14 protein-coding genes are annotated in these 18,631 nt (G+C 41.1%); 10 read left to right on the forward strand and 4 right to left on the reverse strand.

All coding sequences use genetic code 11. The features are described 5' to 3' along the window. The first annotated feature begins 175 nt into the window (after positions 1-175). From hepA to H6G32_RS03125, 9 genes are all read left to right on the forward strand, one after another. A complete protein-coding gene (gene hepA, locus H6G32_RS03085; RefSeq protein WP_190454614.1) occupies positions 176-2,026 on the forward strand; it encodes a heterocyst formation ABC transporter subunit HepA in 1,851 nt (616 codons plus the stop codon). A gap of 164 nt (positions 2,027-2,190) precedes the next feature. After that, a complete protein-coding gene (locus H6G32_RS03090) occupies positions 2,191-3,360 on the forward strand; it encodes a glycosyltransferase family 4 protein (protein ID WP_190454617.1) in 1,170 nt (389 codons plus the stop codon). Positions 3,361-3,449: 89 nt separating this feature from the next. Next, a complete protein-coding gene (locus H6G32_RS03095) occupies positions 3,450-4,574 on the forward strand; it encodes a glycosyltransferase family 4 protein (protein WP_190454621.1) in 1,125 nt (374 codons plus the stop codon). Positions 4,575-4,745: 171 nt separating this feature from the next. Next, positions 4,746-5,735, forward strand: coding sequence for a glycosyltransferase family 2 protein (locus H6G32_RS03100; protein ID WP_190454624.1), 990 nt, complete (start codon positions 4,746-4,748; stop codon positions 5,733-5,735). 69 nt (positions 5,736-5,804) lie between these two features. Next, positions 5,805-7,007 (forward strand): glycosyltransferase family 4 protein, encoded by a 1,203-nt coding sequence (locus tag H6G32_RS03105; RefSeq protein WP_190454627.1) that lies wholly within the window; start codon positions 5,805-5,807, stop codon positions 7,005-7,007. Then, the gene (locus H6G32_RS03110; protein ID WP_190454629.1) at positions 6,925-7,860 is read left to right on the forward strand and encodes a glycosyltransferase; all 936 of its coding nucleotides are present in this window, start codon (positions 6,925-6,927) and stop codon (positions 7,858-7,860) included. The genes H6G32_RS03105 and H6G32_RS03110 overlap by 83 nt, the downstream gene beginning before the upstream one ends. Positions 7,861-7,995: 135 nt before the next feature. Continuing rightward, positions 7,996-9,432, forward strand: coding sequence for an O-antigen ligase domain-containing protein (locus H6G32_RS03115; protein ID WP_190454927.1), 1,437 nt, complete (start codon positions 7,996-7,998; stop codon positions 9,430-9,432). A gap of 61 nt (positions 9,433-9,493) precedes the next feature. Continuing rightward, the gene (locus tag H6G32_RS03120) at positions 9,494-10,654 is read left to right on the forward strand and encodes a glycosyltransferase (protein WP_190454632.1); all 1,161 of its coding nucleotides are present in this window, start codon (positions 9,494-9,496) and stop codon (positions 10,652-10,654) included. A 245-nt stretch (positions 10,655-10,899) separates the two neighbouring features. Then, positions 10,900-11,781: an aspartoacylase gene (locus tag H6G32_RS03125; RefSeq protein ID WP_190454635.1), complete on the forward strand. Its 882-nt coding sequence runs from the start codon at positions 10,900-10,902 to the stop codon at positions 11,779-11,781. A gap of 150 nt (positions 11,782-11,931) precedes the next feature. Here H6G32_RS03125 and H6G32_RS03130 read toward each other — a convergent pair whose 3' ends face one another. From H6G32_RS03130 to H6G32_RS03140, 3 genes are all read right to left on the reverse strand, one after another. Continuing rightward, positions 11,932-13,041 (reverse strand): glycosyltransferase family 4 protein, encoded by a 1,110-nt coding sequence (locus tag H6G32_RS03130; protein ID WP_190454637.1) that lies wholly within the window; start codon positions 13,039-13,041, stop codon positions 11,932-11,934. 98 nt (positions 13,042-13,139) lie between these two features. Further along, positions 13,140-13,925 (reverse strand): PIG-L deacetylase family protein, encoded by a 786-nt coding sequence (locus tag H6G32_RS03135; RefSeq protein ID WP_190454639.1) that lies wholly within the window; start codon positions 13,923-13,925, stop codon positions 13,140-13,142. An 852-nt stretch (positions 13,926-14,777) separates the two neighbouring features. Continuing rightward, on the reverse strand, positions 14,778-14,939 hold the full coding sequence (locus tag H6G32_RS03140) for a hypothetical protein (protein WP_190454642.1): 162 nt from the start codon (positions 14,937-14,939) through the stop codon (positions 14,778-14,780). Between the two features lie 169 nt (positions 14,940-15,108). Here H6G32_RS03140 and H6G32_RS03145 point away from each other — a divergent pair, with 169 nt between their 5' ends. Further along, positions 15,109-15,702 (forward strand): PEP-CTERM sorting domain-containing protein, encoded by a 594-nt coding sequence (locus H6G32_RS03145; protein ID WP_190454646.1) that lies wholly within the window; start codon positions 15,109-15,111, stop codon positions 15,700-15,702. A gap of 146 nt (positions 15,703-15,848) precedes the next feature. Here H6G32_RS03145 and H6G32_RS03150 read toward each other — a convergent pair whose 3' ends face one another. After that, positions 15,849-18,059 carry a hypothetical protein gene (locus H6G32_RS03150; protein ID WP_190454650.1) on the reverse strand — a complete coding sequence of 737 codons (2,211 nt, stop codon included), beginning with the start codon at positions 18,057-18,059 and terminating at the stop codon, positions 15,849-15,851. Positions 18,060-18,631 lie beyond the last annotated feature (572 nt).

The raw sequence follows: 18,631 nt of genomic DNA on the forward strand, positions 1-18,631 counted from the left end.
CAAATTCACACCCAGTCAAGTTATTTTTCCTCTCCTCAATTTTGCAAAAATGACTTTAGGAAAGCAGTGCGGTAATTTTTTAATTCATTTACTGCACTCTATCTAGATAAAAAATTTTTAGCATAGCATCTATAGTGGTCTGTCTTCCTTGCCAAACTATTGTTGAAAAATATCCATGCATCGTAAACTTTCTCAACCACTCAGCAATCTGCTCAAGGCTACTAGATTTTGGCAGGAAAACTTTTTGATTTTGCAAGAATTTAAGCACTTTCGCCAAATTGCTATCCTTGCCTTAATATTTTCATTTTTGGCAGCAACATTTGAAGGTGTTAGCCTTGGGTTTTTGCTATCGTTTTTACAGAATTTAACTAGCCCTAGCGCCGAACCAATTCATATAGGAATAGAATGGTTTGATAATTTGATATTGGGTGTTAATACCTCGGCAATTAGCCGACTATATCGCATATCTGGGCTAATTTTATTAAGTACTTTGATACGTGCGACCTTCAATTACTTTGGACAAGTATACACAGAATTAGCTCAACTACATCTTGGCGATCGCTTACGTAAGCAAATTTTTGAACAGTTGCAATCCTTATCACTCAGTTATTTTGCTCAAACTCGTTCAGGTGAACTGATTAACACAATCACTACAGAAATTGAGAGGATCAGACAGGGTTTCAGTGGGGGAGCATTTTTGCTCACCAGAGGATTGACAGCTACGGTCTACTTAACTACCATGTTTTTGCTCTCATGGCAAATGACGCTAATTTCTGTATTTTTATTTACCCTTTTAGGCGTCGGATTGTCAAATTTGAATGCCAGAGTGAGAGAAACAAGTTTTGGTATGACAATTGCTAATGCTAATTTTACATCAATAGCTATAGAATTTATTAATGGTATTCGCACAGTTCACGCCTGTGGCACTCAAGAGTTAGAGCGTCAGCGTTACTATAAAGCTAGTGATCAAGTAGTTAGTAGTTCAACTAAAGTTGTTTTAACTTGGACACTGGTAAGGCCAATTGCTGAAGCTGTCGCTACTGCGGTGCTGGTGGGGATGATTATTTTGGCTTTCACTAACTTTGTGGTGAATGGCACGCTACAAGTTGCTTCTTTACTCACCTTTTTCTTTGTACTTTTTCGCCTTGTCCCATTTATTCAAGATATTAATGGCACCAGAGCATTTATCAGCACTCTTCAAGGTTCAGCAGACAATATTAAAAACTTGTTGAGAACTGATGATAAAACTTACTTTCATAATGGAAAAATTGAGTTTCAACGTTTAGCCAGGTCAATCGATCTAGTATCTGTGGATTTTGGCTACAGTGATAATCAGCGAGTGCTAAATAATATTACACTTACCATTGAACGGGGAAAAATGACAGCACTAGTTGGAGCATCTGGTGCTGGTAAAACAACACTTGCCGATTTAATTCCCCGATTTTATGATGCTACAGATGGCTATATTTTCATCGATGAAGTTGATGTACGGCACTTTGAAATTAACTCTCTACGTAGAAAGATAGCTGTCGTTAGTCAAGATACATTTATTTTCAACACTTCTGTTTGGAACAATATTGCTTACGGTGCATCAGACGCTACTGAAGCTGAAATTCATGAAGCTGCTCAACTGGCGAATGCATTGGAATTTATTTTAGAAATGCCTGAAGGTTTTGATACACAGCTAGGAGATAGAGGTGTGCGGTTGTCTGGAGGACAAAGGCAGCGAATTGCAATTGCGCGAGCTTTGCTGCGGAACCCAGAGATTTTGATTTTGGACGAAGCTACGAGTGCTTTAGATTCTCTATCTGAGCGTTTAATTCAAGAATCATTAGAAAAGCTGTCTATTGGTCGAACAGTAATTACAATTGCTCACCGTCTCTCTACTATTGCAAAAGCAGATAAGGTTGTGGTTTTAGAACAGGGACGGATAGTAGAGCAGGGTAAATATCAAGAACTACTTGAGCTTCAAGGTAAGCTGTGGAAATATCACCAAATGCAATATGAAAACACTCAATCAGAGTAGGTAAATTACCTAATAATGCTAGCAGCCGCTAAATTGTCTGGCTCTCCTCTGAGGTTTGATCGTACAGATATCCAACGGGAACTTAGCTATATAAACTTAGTCCAAGATTATTTAAAAATCTTCGATAAAGTTTGCTGAAAACTAACTATTGGTCACTCAAATTTATGAAAGTTACACTCACTTGCAACACAGGTTTGGGGACAGGAGGACAAGGCGTTTGCTTGGCAAATGCAGCAGCAGGGTTAAGTACGATCGCAGATTTAACTGTATTTTGCGCTGGTTTGGAAAAACCACCAGCTGATTTTCCAGTTCATCCTGTGGGAAATTCTCCTTGGAGCAAACGATTACTTACTACCCCTTTGTTACGTCGTCGTCATGATTGGGCTGTGCTCCTCAGTGATTTATATTTTGATCGCCAGGTGAGCAAAAGATTAAAATCTCAATCCTGTGATTTAATTATGGGGGTAGCAGGTCAAACTAATTTGGGATTTAAGGTAGCTAAAGCAAAAGGTGCAAAGGCTTGGCTATATTGTCTCAATAATTATCTTCCCTTTATGCAAGCACAAATTCAGCAAGAGATGCAGATGCTCTCTGAAGCCACTGTGGCTAGTATGAATCCGATGATGCTGCAACGATTTTTAGGGGAGTGTGTGCAAGCTGATTTAATTGTTGTACTTTCAGAAGTGGCAAAACAAACTTTTGTACAAGCTGGATTTGCACCAGAAAAAGTTGCGGTGCTCACACCTTTTGTTGATGGGGTCAGATTTCGTCCGGTTCGGAAAATTGATGAAGTTTTTCGGGTGCTTTATGTAGGGACAATTGAACCTCGTAAAGGGGTTCCATATTTGATTAATGCTTTTTCTCAAGCCAAGATTCCTAACTCGGAACTTTTAATAGTTGGGGGCACTTCAACTCGTGCTTTGCGAATATTAATCGAAGATGCGTTAAGTCAACACGCCAATATTAAACAGGAGTTTTGGGATTTTAGTCGGACTGATCCTACAGAAGTTTTTGGCAAATGTTCGGTTTTAGTTTTACCTTCTGTTGAAGATGGTTTCGGCTTGGTGGCCTTAGAAGCCATGGCTTGTGGATTGCCTGTAATTGTTACTTCTCAATGTGGGGCGGCTGATGTAGTGTCTAATGGTGTTAATGGTTTTATTGTCCCTCCTAGAAATGTGGAAATTTTGGCGGAAAACCTCATATTTTTAGCGGAAAATCAAGCAACTAGAACAGAAATGGGAAAAGCTGCTAGAATAACATCGGAGCAACAAAATCAAGAAATTTACCAGCAAAATTTGTGCGAGATATTTAGAAATCAAGAGTTAATTAGCTAGTTGCATAGATGTAGGGTGGGTTATCAAAAATAGCTAGTTTTATCTAGTTATAGTTTAATCATTTCACCTAGAGAGAAAAGACTGAAATTATGAATTCAACATTGATTGAACAGCAAATGATCCACCATTGCACCACTGCGGATATTCGAGGGGGTGGTGGCATAGAAACTTATGTAGCTTCTTTGGTAAATTCGCAAATTTCTGGGGTGAGTAACCGGACAATTAGTTCTCTGAAGAATCTGGAACAAAGGCAGTTCAAATTGCTCCATATTCATGACCCAGATATGCTGGTAGACCTGCGGGAAGAATGTCCAGCAGTATTTACTCTGCATAATCACTCTAACTACTGTCCTAGTGGGACAAAATATTTAGCAGATCGTGGTAAACAATGCGATCGCAATATGCACCCCCTGGGATGTGCTTGGGGACATTTGGTAGACGGCTGTGGGAGTCGCAGACCGCAAAATATTTTGCTTAACTGGCAGAATACTTACAATTTTTTAGATGCGGTCAAAAAACTCAGTATTCCGGTGATTGCCAATAGTGATTATGTGCGATCGCAAATTATTAGTAGTGGTCTATCACCTGAGCGGGTGGTGACACTGCGCTGTGGTGTGCAATCACCTAAAGGTACTACTGAACCTCTGAGCCGGGAAATTCATCAAAATCAACGAATTTTATTTGTTGGTCGCATCGTCCCCTATAAAGGCATTGAATGGCTAATTAAAGCGTTAGCAAAAACTGATCAGCGAGTCCATCTCGACATTGCTGGTGATGGTTGGGGTAAACCAAGTATGGAAAAATTAGCCCAGCAGATGGGATTAAGCGATCGCATTACTTGGCATGGTTGGTGTAATAGCGACAAATTAGCAACACTTTATCAACAGTGCTTGGCTGTAGTTTTTCCTAGTTTCTGGCCTGAACCTGCCGGACTTGTAACCCTGGAAGCATACAGCCGCTATCGTCCCGTAATTGCTAGTGCTGTCGGCGGTATTCCCGAACATCTGCAAAATGGTGTCACAGGTATCCTTGTCCCACCAAATCACATTTCCCAGCTAGCTGCTGCCATCAACGAACTAGCATCAAACTATTCCCTGAGCCGATTGATGGGTATACAAGGTGAGGCTTGGTTTCAGGAAGAATTTACTATTGATGTTCACGTTCAGCGACTAGAAAACATTTACGCCAAAGCTATCGCTGACTTTAATTCTTGAACTGACTAATAGCTCACAAAGTATTACAATCCTGTGTTTATAGCATCCCCTTTCTTGGAGACAATTTATCGAAATTAAAACAATATACTAAACTAAATTCTTAGACAATTATTGTCTAGCATCAACTGATGAAAGTAAATATAAAAATTCACCCTTGTAAAGCTCGTATCCATGAATACCAAGTTAGTAGTAGAACCTCTAGTCAGTGTAATTATCCCCACCTATAATCGACCAGAGTACCTCAAGCAAGCGATTGCCAGCGCCGTCCAACAGACTTATCAAAATATTGAAATTATTGTTTCTGATAATTGTAGTTTGGAAGACCCCCAACAAATTGTCGAATCTTTTGGTGATTCCCGCATTCGTTTTTGGCGACATAAACAAAATGTGGGCATGATTGCTAATCAACTATCTGCCTTCAAAATGGCCCAAGGCAAATACGTTGCTAGTCTTCATGATGATGATATGTGGAATGAGGACTTTTTAGCAAAACTTGTGCCACCCCTAGAAGCAAATCCTGAGTTAATTCTGGCTTTTTGCGACCAATATATTATCGATGCCCAGGGAGAAATTAAGGAAGCTGGCACTGAAGAAAATACCCGCGCGTACCTCCGAGATAAACTTGCCCCAGGAATTCATCAACCTTTTACCAAAATTGGGTTAGTTGATAAAAGTATTGCAACTGCTGCTGCTTGTGTAATTCGCAATCATATTATTGATTGGGATAGCATTCCTTCAGAAATTGGCGGTATGTGGGATTTATATTTAACTTACCTCTGCTGTATATCTGGTCTTGGTGCTTACTATTATCCAGAAAGACTGACCCAATATCGTTCCCATGATCTAGCTGATACTATGATCAGTGGAAGTCGAAATGTGCGGGCAAAAATCTGCAAAGCTAAAACCGAAATGTTTTGTTATCAAACCTTGATGTTAGACTCTCGTCTAGAGGAATTTAAAGAACACTTTGAACAGCAATGGTTAGCAGCTAATACTACTTTAGCAATTGGGATGTTGCGGATGGAACAGATAACAGCAGCACGTCCTTATCTTTGGCAGGCATTGAGCCAACAAAAATTTAATTTGCGGACTATAGTCGCACTGACTATCAGTTTCATTCCGCGATTTTTAGCAAATCCATTGCTAGGAACAGCCAAATAAGGTAATAGTGTCTTGGCGCTGATCATCTTGTTAATAAAAGAATTTTGAGTTTTATAAGGGAGGTGGTGTGTGAAACTTTGCATTGTTACCCACAAAGTTAAAAAAGGTGATGGACAGGGCCGGGTAAACTATGAAATTGCTCAGGAAGCAATTCATCGTGGTTATCAGCTGACATTATTAGCCAGTGAAGTAGCATCAGAGCTAGAAGAAAGTAGTAAGGTTAACTGGGTAGAAATTTCCGTTAAAGGATATCCTACAGAATTCATCCGGAATTATCTTTTTGCCAGAAAAAGTGCAGATTGGTTGCGGCAAAATCGCGCTCGCCTGGATTTAGTCAAAGCCAACGGAGCGATTACTAGATCGACTGCTGATGTGAATGCGGTGCATTTTGTCCACAGTTCATGGCTGCGATCGCCTGTACACATTTCTCGCAACCGCCGAGATTTATATGGTTTTTACCAGTGGCTATTTACTGCGGCCAATGCCCGTTGGGAAAAACAGGCTTTCCAAAATGCCAAAGTCGTCGTTGCGGTATCAGAAAAAGTAGCCCAGGAATTAGTTAACATTGGCGTCCCCCGTTCAAAAATTCGGGTAATTATCAATGGTGTAGACTTGCAAGAGTTCTCTCCTGGTGAGGCTTACCGGCAAAAATTAGGTCTACCAGAGAATGTCACTTTGGCCTTATTTGCTGGAGACATCCGCACACCCAGGAAAAACCTAGATACTGTGCTGCAAGCCTTGGCAAAAGTTCCCAATTTACATTTAGCAGTGGTAGGGAATACAGAAGGTAGCCCCTTCCCCCAGCTAGCAGCAGAACTAGGGTTAACTGAACGGGTGCATTTTGTGGGATATCGGCGTGATATTGCCGATATTATGCGGGCGGTGGATTTATTTGTCTTTCCTTCCCGTTACGAAGCTTGCACTCTTGTATTGTTAGAAGCACTTTCCTCCGGACTACCCGTAATTACTGCCACCGCGACGGGGGGTGCAGAGTTGGTGACACCAGAATGTGGGATCGTTTTACCCGACTCAGACGACATAGAGGCTTTAGCCGCAGCATTGTTGTCTTTGGTAAGCGATCGCTCACAAATGCAGCGAATGGGTGAAGCAGCTCGCTCAGTGGCTGAACAACATAGCTGGACTACTATGGCCCAAACATATCTGGATCTATTTGAGGAGTTAATTCAGAATGAGGAACACAGTTCTCATCCCAACTTATCGCCGTCCCCTAGATTTATCACGTTGCCTTTTAGCGCTACAGGCACAAACTAGACCAGTTTCCCAGGCGATCGCCATAGTCCGCGATACAGATACAGAAACTTGGCAATTCCTCTCCCAATTCAACCCCCACAACCTACCCTTGCAAATTGTCAAGGTGACACAATCAGGGGTAGTAGCAGCTCTCAACGCCGGACTGGCAGCAGTAGAGGGCGATATTATTTCCATTACTGATGATGATGCCGCACCCCACCCCGATTGGTTAGAGAAGATTACCGCTCACTTTACCGCCGATAGTTGCATTGGCGCTGTTGGGGGGCGTGATTGGATACACCACGGCAGCAAACTAGAAGATGACTCCCGCCTAGTAGTCGGTCAGTTGCAGTGGTTTGGGCGCGTGATTGGCAACCATCACCTGGGTGTTGGTGTACCCCGTGAAGTCGATGTTCTCAAAGGTGTGAACATGAGTTTTCGCCACAAGGCCATTGAAACATTGCGCTTTGATGAGCGAATGCGAGGTACAGGGGCCCAAGTACACTTTGAAATGGCATTCACCCTCACCCTCAAACGGGCTGGTTGGAAGATTATTTATGATCCTAGCATTGCTGTAGATCACTATCCGGCACAACGTTTTGATGAAGATCAGCGCCGAAACTTTAATGAAACTGCCCTAGTTAATTTAGTCCATAATGAAACCCTCGTTTTACTAGAGCATTTGCCCCCTATCCGTCGGGCTGTCTTTTTGGTCTGGGCATTATTAGTAGGCACTAGAGATAGTTTGGGCTTAATCCAATGGCTAAGACTTTTCCCCAGCCAAAGACAACTCGTGGGTAAAAAGTTGCTGGCATCTTGGCGTGGACGTTGGCAGGGATGGCAGACATATCAGGAACTGGGGATTAGGAATTAGGGATTGGGGACTCTTTACTGGGGATTGGGGACTAGGGACTCTTTACTGGGGACTAGGGACTAGGGATTAGGGATTAGGGATTAGGAAAAACTTTTACCAATGACCAATGACCAATAACCAATGACCAATTACAAAGTGATTTCTAAACAAATACTTTTCAATAGTTCTTTAAAAGATAACTTTTCTCCTCAAGAGCGATCGCCACAGGCTTGGACAGTAATTCTGGGCTTCGTACTCTTGACCATAGTTTGCTATTTTGCCGGTGCTGCTGCCATGTTGCGCCTAGTGTTTCCGCTGACAGCTTTGGTGGTAGCCTTATTTTTATACTTGCGGCATCCCATTCTCTACATCGGCTTTACCTGGTGGATTTGGTTTCTCACTCCTTTAGCTGCTCGCTTAGTTGACTATCGAGTTGGTTGGGATCCCACCCGTCAAATGCTCATAGCGCCCTATTTAGTGGTGTTAGTGACGATAATAACTTTTTTTCGGCACCTTCCTGGCGCTTATCGCCAAGGGGGTTTACCTTTTATTTTGGGTTTTGTTGGGGTTTTCTATGGCTTCCTTGTAGGACTCATTTATAACTCACCAATTCCTGTAGCACGGGGTCTTTTGGACTGGCTTAGTCCAATTATTTTTGGTTTTCACCTATTTGTGAACTGGCGAGATTATCCCAGTTATCGCCAGCATATTCAGCGTGTATTTGTTTGGTGTGTGTTGATTACTGGCGCTTACGGCATATATCAATTTGTGGTGGCACCAGAGTGGGACAAATATTGGCTAATTGAATCAAAACTCTATAGCAGTTCGGGAAATCCTGTTCCTTTTGGGATGCGCGTCTGGAGTACGCTGCACTCAGTTGGGCCCTTTGGGGCTGTGATGCAAACTGGTTTGTTACTGTTATTGACCAGTTCAGGAAAATTAATTTTTCCTGCTTCATCTGTTGGTTACTTATCATTTTTGTTAGCTCAAGCCCGTACTAACTGGGGAGGCTGGTTATTAGGGGTAATTATGATTATGGGTTCAGCTAAAGCCAAGGTGCAAATGCGCTTAATTACCATAATCTTAGTGATGGCAATGTGTGTTGTGCCATTAATCACCATTGAACCAATTTCTAAGGTTGTTACTTCTCGATTAGAAACTTTTTCTAATCTGCAAGAAGATGGCAGCTTTAAGGATAGATCCGGGAGCTATGACAGAAACCTTGGTCTAGCCCTTTCTAATGGTTGGGGTAATGGGTTAGGAAATATCTGGAAGGTGAATGAAAAAACAGGACAAATAGAAGTATTTGTCATTGACAGCGGTATTTTAGATATGTTTTTCACCTTGGGGTGGTTTGGTGCCATTTTTTATATGGGTGCGCTCATATTGATGATTTTCAGTGTTAGCAATTATAGTGAAGCTCGTTTTGATAGTTTTCTTAGTACTTCCCGCGCTATAGCCATTAGTGGTTGTACTCAGCTAATTATTGGTAGTGGCATGCTGAGTGTGGCGGGTATGATTCTTTGGGGATTTTTTGCTATGGCTATGGCAGGACATAAGTACCATCAACATCAGCAAAATTCAAAATTTTGAGCGGTTTTTTGAGTTGGTTAAAAAAGAAAATCTTAAAATTTTCATGGGACTGCTATAAATTATGAAATTAATGGTTGTGATGCCCTTAGCCGAGCAACGGGGCGGCGGTGAAATGATGCTTTTGGATTTGATGCAACAGGGGCGTAATGCTGGGGTTGAGTGGTTGGTGATCTTTTTAGAAGATGGGCCAATGGTGGAACAAGTGAAAAATTTTGGCATTGATACGCGAGTTGTAGAAAGCGGACGTCTGCGCCAAGTCCATCGTTTTATGGCGGCTGTTTTCCGGATAGCGGCGATCGCCCGTCGAGAAGGTGTAGATGCGATCGTTAATTGGATGTGGATCACCCATATCTCTGGCGGTTTAGCAGCCATAATCGCCGGTTTACCTGCTGTGTGGTACCAGCTAGAAGCACCTCATGACAAGCCTTGGTTGGTGCGTCTTGCCACTTTATTACCAGCAAGAGCGATCATCACTCTCTCAAAAGATGGTCAAAAAGCACAGTCCCAGATTTGGCCCCATAGACCTACACCTTTAGTCTACCCTGGTGTCGCCTTAGACCGATTCGAGCCTTCTATCCTCCCAACTCCCGCAGCAGCAAGAGAGAAGCTAGGATTGCCAATGCATGGGCCGTTAATTGGCATTGTCGGGCGTTTGCAGCGCTGGAAGGGCATACACGTACTGATTCAGGCAATGCCTAAAATTTTGCAAAAGTATCCTGATGCCCATTGTGTAGTGGTTGGGGGTAAGCATGATTTGGAAGCAGATTATGAGGATTTGGTAAAAACACAAATCGCCGACTTGGGACTTAACCAACAGGTAATTATGGCGGGGTTACAGCGTAACGTCCCGGAATGGGTGCAAGGGATGGATGTATTTGTTCATGCTTCTGATAATGAACCCTTTGGGATTGTGATTATTGAAGCGATGGCTTTGGGTAAACCGGTGATTGCTGGTAATGCTGGGGGGCCACCGGAGATAATTACCGACGGTGTTAATGGACTGCTGACACCTTATGGTGATGCTGATGCTTTGGCGATCGCTATCCTCCGCTATCTTGATGACCAGGAATTTGCCCAAACTGCCGCTACAGCCGCCCGAAAACGCGCTCTAGAGTTCTCTACACAGCATTACGCTCAAAATTTCATTAACGCAGTGCGATCCGCTTTGCCTAATGTTTTCACGCCAACAGCGAAAACACTTCCTGGGTTAAAGAATTTTTAGAACTACTCGAAATACTTCATCTCCCCGACTTCTTAAAAAAGTCGGGGAGATTTTTATCTACCAATGATTTAGAATTGCTCTTATTTAATAGCAACTTAAAAAAAATAATGTGACAGATACAAGCCCGAAACCCTATCAAATCAAATTTTCTTAATTTTAAATTTTAAATTTAAATTTTTAATCTCGGTATTTCTGCCATCTGGTTGCCGCTTTTCTGGTAAAGTTTTTTTATGCATGAGGTAATTATGAATCAAATCAATCGAGTGGCAATTGTAGGAGGCAGCCACGGTAATGAGTTAATCGGGGTATACCTAGTCAAAAAGTTTCAGCAGAATGGCAATTTGATCAACAGGTCAAGTTTTGAAACTTTAGCATTACTCGGTAATCCCAAAGCCATTGCAGAAGGCAGACGGTACATTGACAAAGATTTAAATCGTTGCTTTCACAATTCAGTCTTGCAAGATATCACACTTTCAACTTACGAAGATTTGCGGGCCAAAGAAATTCAACAGATTCTACAACCGCCAAATCAGCCCATAGTGGACGCAATTGTTGATTTGCACACCACAACCGCCAACATGGGGTTAACTCTCATCCTCGGTGATATGCATCCTTTGTTATTACGGTTAGCAGCATATCTAAGTTCAATAAACCCTTTAGTCAAGGTCTGTAGTCATCAGCAAGCTAGAGGTAGTGGATATCTCCGTTCCCTCTGCGAATTGGGTTTAGTTATCGAAGTCGGTGCAGTGGCTCAAGGTATTTTAAACGCCGAATTGTTTCAACAAACAGAGCAGCTTGTTTATGCTGTTTTGGACTATTTTGAAGGGTATAATCAAGGTAAAACGCCCCAGACAAGCAATACACTGACACTCTACAAATCTCTTAGTGTTGTCGATTATCCCAGAAATCAAGAGGGTGAAATTCAAGCCATGATTCACCCCCAGCTTCAGTTTAGGGATTATGAACCACTGCATCCAGGTGAGCCATTATTTGTGACTTTTGATGGCAAAGAAATATTCTATGAGGGAGAGTCTACTGTTTATCCAGTATTCATTAATGAAGCAGCTTATTACGAGAAAGGAATTGCTATGCATCTCACCCAAAAGCAGTTGATTCAAAACTTATAAGTTGCAATAATAGCCCAAGTTGCTAGTTATGTACATATAGCCTCCGAGTTTGGTAATAGGTAATTGAGATGAAATTCTTACCCATTACCAATTACCAATTACCAATTACCCATTACCCATTACCCATTACCAGTCCTTCTAATGGTGAATCTATTTACCAACCATCAATTCTCTGGTTTCCATTACCCTGGGGACATCGTAGTTTCTAATTAATTCATGGTACACAGCCAATGTTTCTTGATGCACCCGCCTGGTGTTGAAGCGTTCTAGGTTTTGTTTGGCGCGGTGTTTCCAGTTGTATAGAAGTTTGGGGTTACTGAGTAATTGCGCCAAGGCAGTAGCTAAAGTCTCGCTATCTTTGGGTGGCACCAATATACCAGCCTGTCGATTATCTAAAGTCTCAGGAATGCCGTCTACATCACTAGCGACGATCGCACAACCAGCTTCTCGCGCCTCTGTTAACACCAAACCAAAGGATTCACAGTGTGAAGCCAGAACGAAAACGTCTGTAGCTAGCATATAGCGTTGTGGTTCTGACTGGAAGCCTTCAAAATGAATGCGTTCAGCAAAAGGTGTACTTTGCACCATAGCCTCAAATATTGGCCGATCTGGGCCATCTCCGACTAAATATAGATGTGCTTCGGGAAAGTCCGTCGCAATTTTCACAAAAGCTTCAATTAACTCGCTGATGCCTTTGCGGTTATACATCCCAGCAACAGTAGCGATCGCCGGTCGGTGCAGTGGTAGGGGTTGGTAATCTTGAATATGCTGATGCCGGGGACTCCCCAAGGTGCCGTTAGCAACTACGCGCAATTTTTTCGCAGGTATCCCCCGTCTGATCATTGAATCAGCTACCGCATTACTGACAGCAATTACCCGATCTGCCATTCCCATCAGTACTGAGCTACGCTGAAATTCATTGTGTACAGTAGAAACTAAACTATATTCATCTCCATTTTTCATCACCCCTGCTAGCACAACTCCTGTCATCATGTGTGCATGGACAATATCTGGCTGAAACTCCTGCACAATCTCTCGATAACTCCAAGCAGCTTTGATCATATTTAGTAAAGTCCGCGACTGATCTAGCTGATAGTGGTGAACGCCATGACTTGCTAGTAATGTCTCATATTCTCCACCAGATGAGGCGATCGCCACATCATGACCATTTTGTGCCTGCAAACAGGCTATATCTACTGCCACATTTACAATGCCATTACCAATTTCTTGTACATGATTTGTTATATGTAAGATTCGCATTTAAATTTTCTCCACAGTGATTACTCATGGCAAACTCACCCATGTTACCAATGTAGATGCAACCTCTGTTTACACTAAATCCTTAATCGCCACAACTACTAATTGTTGGCTTTAAAGAAAATTTCCTCTTTCCACATAAATCGCTGAATAAACCCACGGGGTAAACTCAGATTTTGTGAAGCATATGAAGCAATTGCTCTATTTTTTTTGTCCTGAACAGATCCAATTGAAAGATGATAAGCCGCGGCAATATCCTGTAACTTCAAGAGAATAAATATCGGTGATCTCCAGAACAACCAAATTGGATACTGTAGCAGTTCAACTTTAATTCCTGCTTGGGTAATCGCTTCCTTGACTAATTCATAAGTAGCCTCGTGATCTCTATGACAATCTTTACGATGAGGCACATAAACTTCTCCAGGTTGATAACACCTCAGCAATTCAGCAATCTGCACTATCGTTTGTTGTCTTTGCTCTAGACTTAAATCGCGCAGCTTCCCATCTTGCTGATCCAAAAAATGAATTTCTGAAGAATCAACTCCTAAAATACTTAATGCTGTCACCGTTTCTTGTTTGCGAATTTGGATGATTGCATTTTGCGAAATTGGATCTAAACTAACTGCTCCCCCTCCATCTGTTAAAAAAGCAACTATTACTGGTATTCCCTCCTCCCGTTTCAGAGCAATCATTCCACCACAGCCAAAAGTTTCATCATCTTGGTGGGGAGAAAAAACCATTGCTGATTTTTTGCTAAATGCTAGGGGCTTACTTCCCCAATCTAAAATCCACCTCCCTACTAAGCTAGAGTGAATATATTGCAGCAGATACAGACTATTTTTGGGAATTAACTTTTGTAACTGTTTTAGCTTTTTTTTGACATTCATAGTTACTGTACTGCTCAAGTTATAAAAAATTGAAAGATTCTTGTCGGACATTATAAAAATGATTGATTGCGGCGACAAATATCTGACTTTTGTCGCTTTTAGCATTTTGCTATTCAATCAAGTTAATCTTGCTTTCTAAATCAAAAATCACTCATCAGACAATTAGAGAAAAATCATTCATCCATGATAATTTAATCAGAGTAATTTAATATTTAGATTATTTGTTGTTTGTGTGAACTTTCGGACTTAATATGAAGAATTAGCAGATTTATTTTTTTAATTGCCTTCTTCATAAATTAGTTGTAGTTAATATGATATTTCTTTGGTTTTAAGCAAAACAATTCAAAATTTAAACAAAATTAAAGACTGTTAAAGAAGGGTATTTTAACCCCGACTGTAGCAAGATCACCCATGGTAAAATAAGCCACCTGTAGACCTACGCCATTAGTATTCCCCTAGGCAATGGGTATTATACCCTTTCTTTCCTAATAATTTGTGGTACATTTTTGTTTGGCTGTTATGGGTGTTTAGACGCTACCATAATTGGCTATTTTTGATGTTTAAGTGCCTATTTAAAGATTAAATATAGAGACTCAGACAAGAGGTTTATCTCTACCTTGAGAAATATATCTTCTGGCTCCAACTTTAAGAAAGCTAGATTCATTAAGATTACTCAATTATTGTGATAAAAAAGCGCTAGTAATCGCGGCAATCTACACATAACTATCGTATATATAACAATATTATCTAATAAGTGAGTGAAAATTTTTCTTGATAATTGCGGTATATGGGGTGAAATGAGCAACGGTACAGAAAGTTACCTAAGGCTGAAACGGTTACTACACAGGCATTCTAATCATCCTGTTCATTAGGGTTGTCTGGATCACGCGATCGCATTTTCCCCTGCATAACTGCAAGAGGCAAAGAGAAATGATAACGTCCCAACATATTGATGTGAGGTATCCGCTCAATAAGTCGGGGCGGACTACCCGAACAGAAACGATTTTGCGCCATTTGAGGCTTGCCGCTGAACGATTTACCCCGGATTATTGAGCGCTTACAAACAAAATACTGTAAACTATTTGAGTATTAATGCTTGATTTCTCTAACAACGAGAAAATGTTGAAGGGTATACAAGTCTAATTCGCATCTAAATATTATGCATCTAAACTTGAGGGGAAGGATGAAATTACTAGAGAAAGTGGCAGGTGTCATAGTTGGTACAGTAATAGCAACAGCGTCTAGTATTACTTCTGCCGAAGCTGCAAGTTTTCAACTATCGGGAAGGTTGAAGAGTGGGCAGACTTTCAGTGGAGTTTTCTCTACTAATCCATCTGCAACAGATGGATATATAGAAGAAGAATATGGTAGGTACGATCTCAGCAGTTGGTCTGTAGAAGTTAGTAGAGTGCCTGGGAGCTATTCTTCCTCACCTCGAAATGGTTATGGTACTATCTTTGTAGACCTTAGTGTTTCACCAGTCTACAAATTAGAGTTTTATACCATTCAAGATTTTTCCGTACTAGCTGTTCTTCTCAAACCGGAATTTTTAGTAGAAAATGACTCTCAACCAACAGCAGATGAACTAGTAAAAGCTAGCTTATTACCATTTAGAACTTTTGAAAATGGAAACTTAGAGTATTCCGAAGTAGCAAGTGTGAGTATTACACAGGTTGCAGAACCTGTTCCTGAACCCCTGACTATTGCAGGAACAGTGTTTGCTGGTTCTATGGGGTGGTGGTTGAAGAGTAAGCGAAAAGGATTTTCCGCAGTATAAACTTACTCAGGACTTACGCATTTATATTGGCAACAATACCTAGATTGGTCAAAAAGTAGCCCACTAACTGATTTGGAGTACCAAATTCAGTGGGGGACTTACGGCGTAATACTTAAAAAGTCCTATAGCTGTAGTGTTCACAAAATTTATCCTAGCAGCCGATACATAATCACCTTTCCTTTCCAATTTTCTTCCACAAAAACCAGGTACTCACCATTAGAACGACGAAAAGCGCGGATACCGTAGGGAATATCAATCCAGCCGCTTTCCTTGCCAACTTCTGGGCCTGGTTTTAACTTTTGTACAGCCTCTCCAGTGGCTGTCTTGTAAACATTCACCTCTGCGGTTTTCATGGTGACAGCAAACACATAATCTTCCGCCACACTCATAGCAGCAGTTGATATTTCACGCTTGCCTGTAGTGTCGTAAGGAACCACAATTCGCCAGCGAGGAGTGACATTTCCTTGACTCCAATTGTCAAAACGGACAATTTCCGATCCCACAACGCCGGAATCGTCACCGAATGCCGGATGATCTTTAGTGAAACCTGACAAATACATAGTATCTGTTTTGGGAAAATACTCGATTCGTCGTAGATCAGTAAATATGTTTGGCGTCTTTTGCTTTTGCATTGAACTATAGCTGTAGATAGGATTACCCTTGGCATCTAGTCCCTGTAAAGGATAGCGCCGGATACCAACGCCATCTTGAGTTCGCAAGGTTTTCCAAACATCTCCTTTGCTGTCTACCCACCAACCTCCTATGTAGGGATAATCTTGGCTGGTATCATATTCATTGTTGTCAAAGCTACCATTACCGTTGCGATCGCCCCAAATCCATTCCCCTTTTGCTGGTTGATAGCTTGGCCAATTGCCAGCAATGGATTTTTTATTCTCGCCATTACTACCCACAAACATCCCAGCGGGAATAGCAATTTTGCCATCTGTAGCTGTATTGAAACGATAAATTTGCAAAAAGCTGCCATACATATCTGTCAGGAACAAAAAAGGCTGGCCAAGTATGCGGCGAACAAAGGTGGCATCTGGGGATGTGTGCAGGCGCGGATCTTGGGGATATTTGAAAGCATTCACAGTGTAGCCTTTATAAGTCCACTGTTTACCAGCAGGCTGACTGTAATTCATCAAGTACTGTTCTTGCTTGGTGAATACATCTATGCCATCAGTTTGAGGATCAACATCAGCATTATCGACAAATATCAACCCTAGTAATTGCCACTGCTGTTTCCCTGATGACGAAAACTGCCTTAAATCCGTCCCTGATTTGTTGAAACCATTACTATTGACATAGATATTGCCAGCAGCATCTGTGCCTACCCCCGTAATACCATAAAGTTTTAAATCTTGAACTTCACCAGGCACACCTGCATAAATACCCCCTTTGCTGCCAAAACTGCCCACCTGCACCGGCTGGCTTTTGATGTTGTAAATCAGCACTTGCTGGCGTGGCCCGTTTTCTGCCAATAACAGTCTACCTTGATGATCAATTGCGATCGCAGTTGGTTCAACAACATCTGCAATCTGTTGGGGTAATTTTTTCCCCCTCTGGGAATAATGGCTAATCTTAGCCAAATTACTCCCATTTTTGCCCTGAATAATCCAGAGATTCCCTTGTAAATCAACAGTTATTGCACCCGGTAAGGCAACGGCAAAGCTGTCTAACTCCTGCATTGTATCGGTATTGTAGACCCGAATTCGGTTGGCAGCAGCATCACTTACATACAACTTATTCAGCGCCGTTGCCAAGCCTGTAACTTCGCTTTTATTGCTAGTAATTAACATACTTTTATCCCAACCACGCCCTCCAGGAAACGGCGCAGGTTTTCCAGATAAGTCATAGCGTCTGACACAGTACCAAGTTGTCCCCACTGGGGGATAACCGTTTTCTGTTTTGCCAGTTGCACCCTGAACCATAGCAATGTAAACATATTTACTATCTGCTGTCACAGCCTTACCGCCGCCGCGACTCCAGCCATGAGTATCATCAAGGGCAGCAATCATCTTGCCATCTTTATATATTCCTGCCTCTGTTCCAGCTTCATCCCAGTGGCTGTTAGTATAGACTATGCCGTTGGCAGCAACATACATCCCCTCTATATTGTTTTGTACCCGGAGTTTTCCGCTACCAACAGTATTACCAATCCATGAAGTTTTATATGTTTTTGCAGGTGTTGCCGTAATAGCCCAGTCTGTTGTTATGGACAAGCTAGTAATAATTATCCCAACAGTCAGACTAACTAAAAATTTGAGAATTTTTCTCTGGCTCAAATATCTAATTTTCGGTAGCAGAAATATTTTTTTTATCAAAACTTTGAAACTTGTAATTTTTGTTTGATCCATTACTTTTTCGAGTATTCCTAAAAATCATGTATTTCTTGAAAGAGATATACATTACAGATTAATAAACTGCAATTTTCAGCACAATATTACTAAGAATTACTGAGGATTCTTGGCAAATCTTTCCTGTTAACCCTGTGTTGGCTGATGAAATGCATTAGAAAATCTAAAGATAAAAAGCCATATCAAACCAACAAAACCTGATAAAATAGACCTTTTTCACCTAGCTCTATACATCTCTGACTCGGTTGTGTACTGTTATATTTATTTGCACCAAGTTCCTTAAAATAAATCCACCTAAAAGCAAAAGCATTTATACATAATTAGTTTTTTTATTGAAAGGAGATATATACATAAGCTAACAAAAACTTGATATTTAAAAAGGATTTTATCAAATCTTTATAAAAGCTACATGAGTTTTTAAAATTTATCTAATTAAATAAAAACCATTTATTCTAGTAGGTATTAATTTTTGCTTTTTAGACATAAAAAATAGTCAATAATTATACATATTCCTTGATAGCTAATTACTTTATTTAGATAATTATTCTAGAATTTACGCGTTGACAAAAAAC

This window comes from Cylindrospermum sp. FACHB-282 (assembly GCF_014697195.1).
Classification (GTDB): Bacteria; Cyanobacteriota; Cyanobacteriia; order Cyanobacteriales; family Nostocaceae; genus Cylindrospermum.

What these genes read in the sequence shown, in the direction of transcription:
- hepA (WP_190454614.1), top strand. Translation starts at nt 176, where the DNA reads ATGCATCGTAAACTTTCTCAACCACTCAGCAATCTGCTCAAGGCTACT.
- H6G32_RS03130 (WP_190454637.1), bottom strand. Translation starts at nt 13,041, where the DNA reads ATGCGAATCTTACATATAACAAATCATGTACAAGAAATTGGTAATGGC.
- H6G32_RS03095 (WP_190454621.1), top strand. Translation starts at nt 3,450, where the DNA reads ATGAATTCAACATTGATTGAACAGCAAATGATCCACCATTGCACCACT.
- H6G32_RS03135 (WP_190454639.1), bottom strand. Translation starts at nt 13,925, where the DNA reads ATGAATGTCAAAAAAAAGCTAAAACAGTTACAAAAGTTAATTCCCAAA.
- H6G32_RS03145 (WP_190454646.1), top strand. Translation starts at nt 15,109, where the DNA reads ATGAAATTACTAGAGAAAGTGGCAGGTGTCATAGTTGGTACAGTAATA.
- H6G32_RS03090 (WP_190454617.1), top strand. Translation starts at nt 2,191, where the DNA reads ATGAAAGTTACACTCACTTGCAACACAGGTTTGGGGACAGGAGGACAA.
- H6G32_RS03150 (WP_190454650.1), bottom strand. Translation starts at nt 18,059, where the DNA reads ATGGATCAAACAAAAATTACAAGTTTCAAAGTTTTGATAAAAAAAATA.
- H6G32_RS03120 (WP_190454632.1), top strand. Translation starts at nt 9,494, where the DNA reads ATGAAATTAATGGTTGTGATGCCCTTAGCCGAGCAACGGGGCGGCGGT.
- H6G32_RS03140 (WP_190454642.1), bottom strand. Translation starts at nt 14,939, where the DNA reads ATGGCGCAAAATCGTTTCTGTTCGGGTAGTCCGCCCCGACTTATTGAG.
- H6G32_RS03125 (WP_190454635.1), top strand. Translation starts at nt 10,900, where the DNA reads ATGAATCAAATCAATCGAGTGGCAATTGTAGGAGGCAGCCACGGTAAT.
- H6G32_RS03110 (WP_190454629.1), top strand. Translation starts at nt 6,925, where the DNA reads ATGAGGAACACAGTTCTCATCCCAACTTATCGCCGTCCCCTAGATTTA.
- H6G32_RS03100 (WP_190454624.1), top strand. Translation starts at nt 4,746, where the DNA reads ATGAATACCAAGTTAGTAGTAGAACCTCTAGTCAGTGTAATTATCCCC.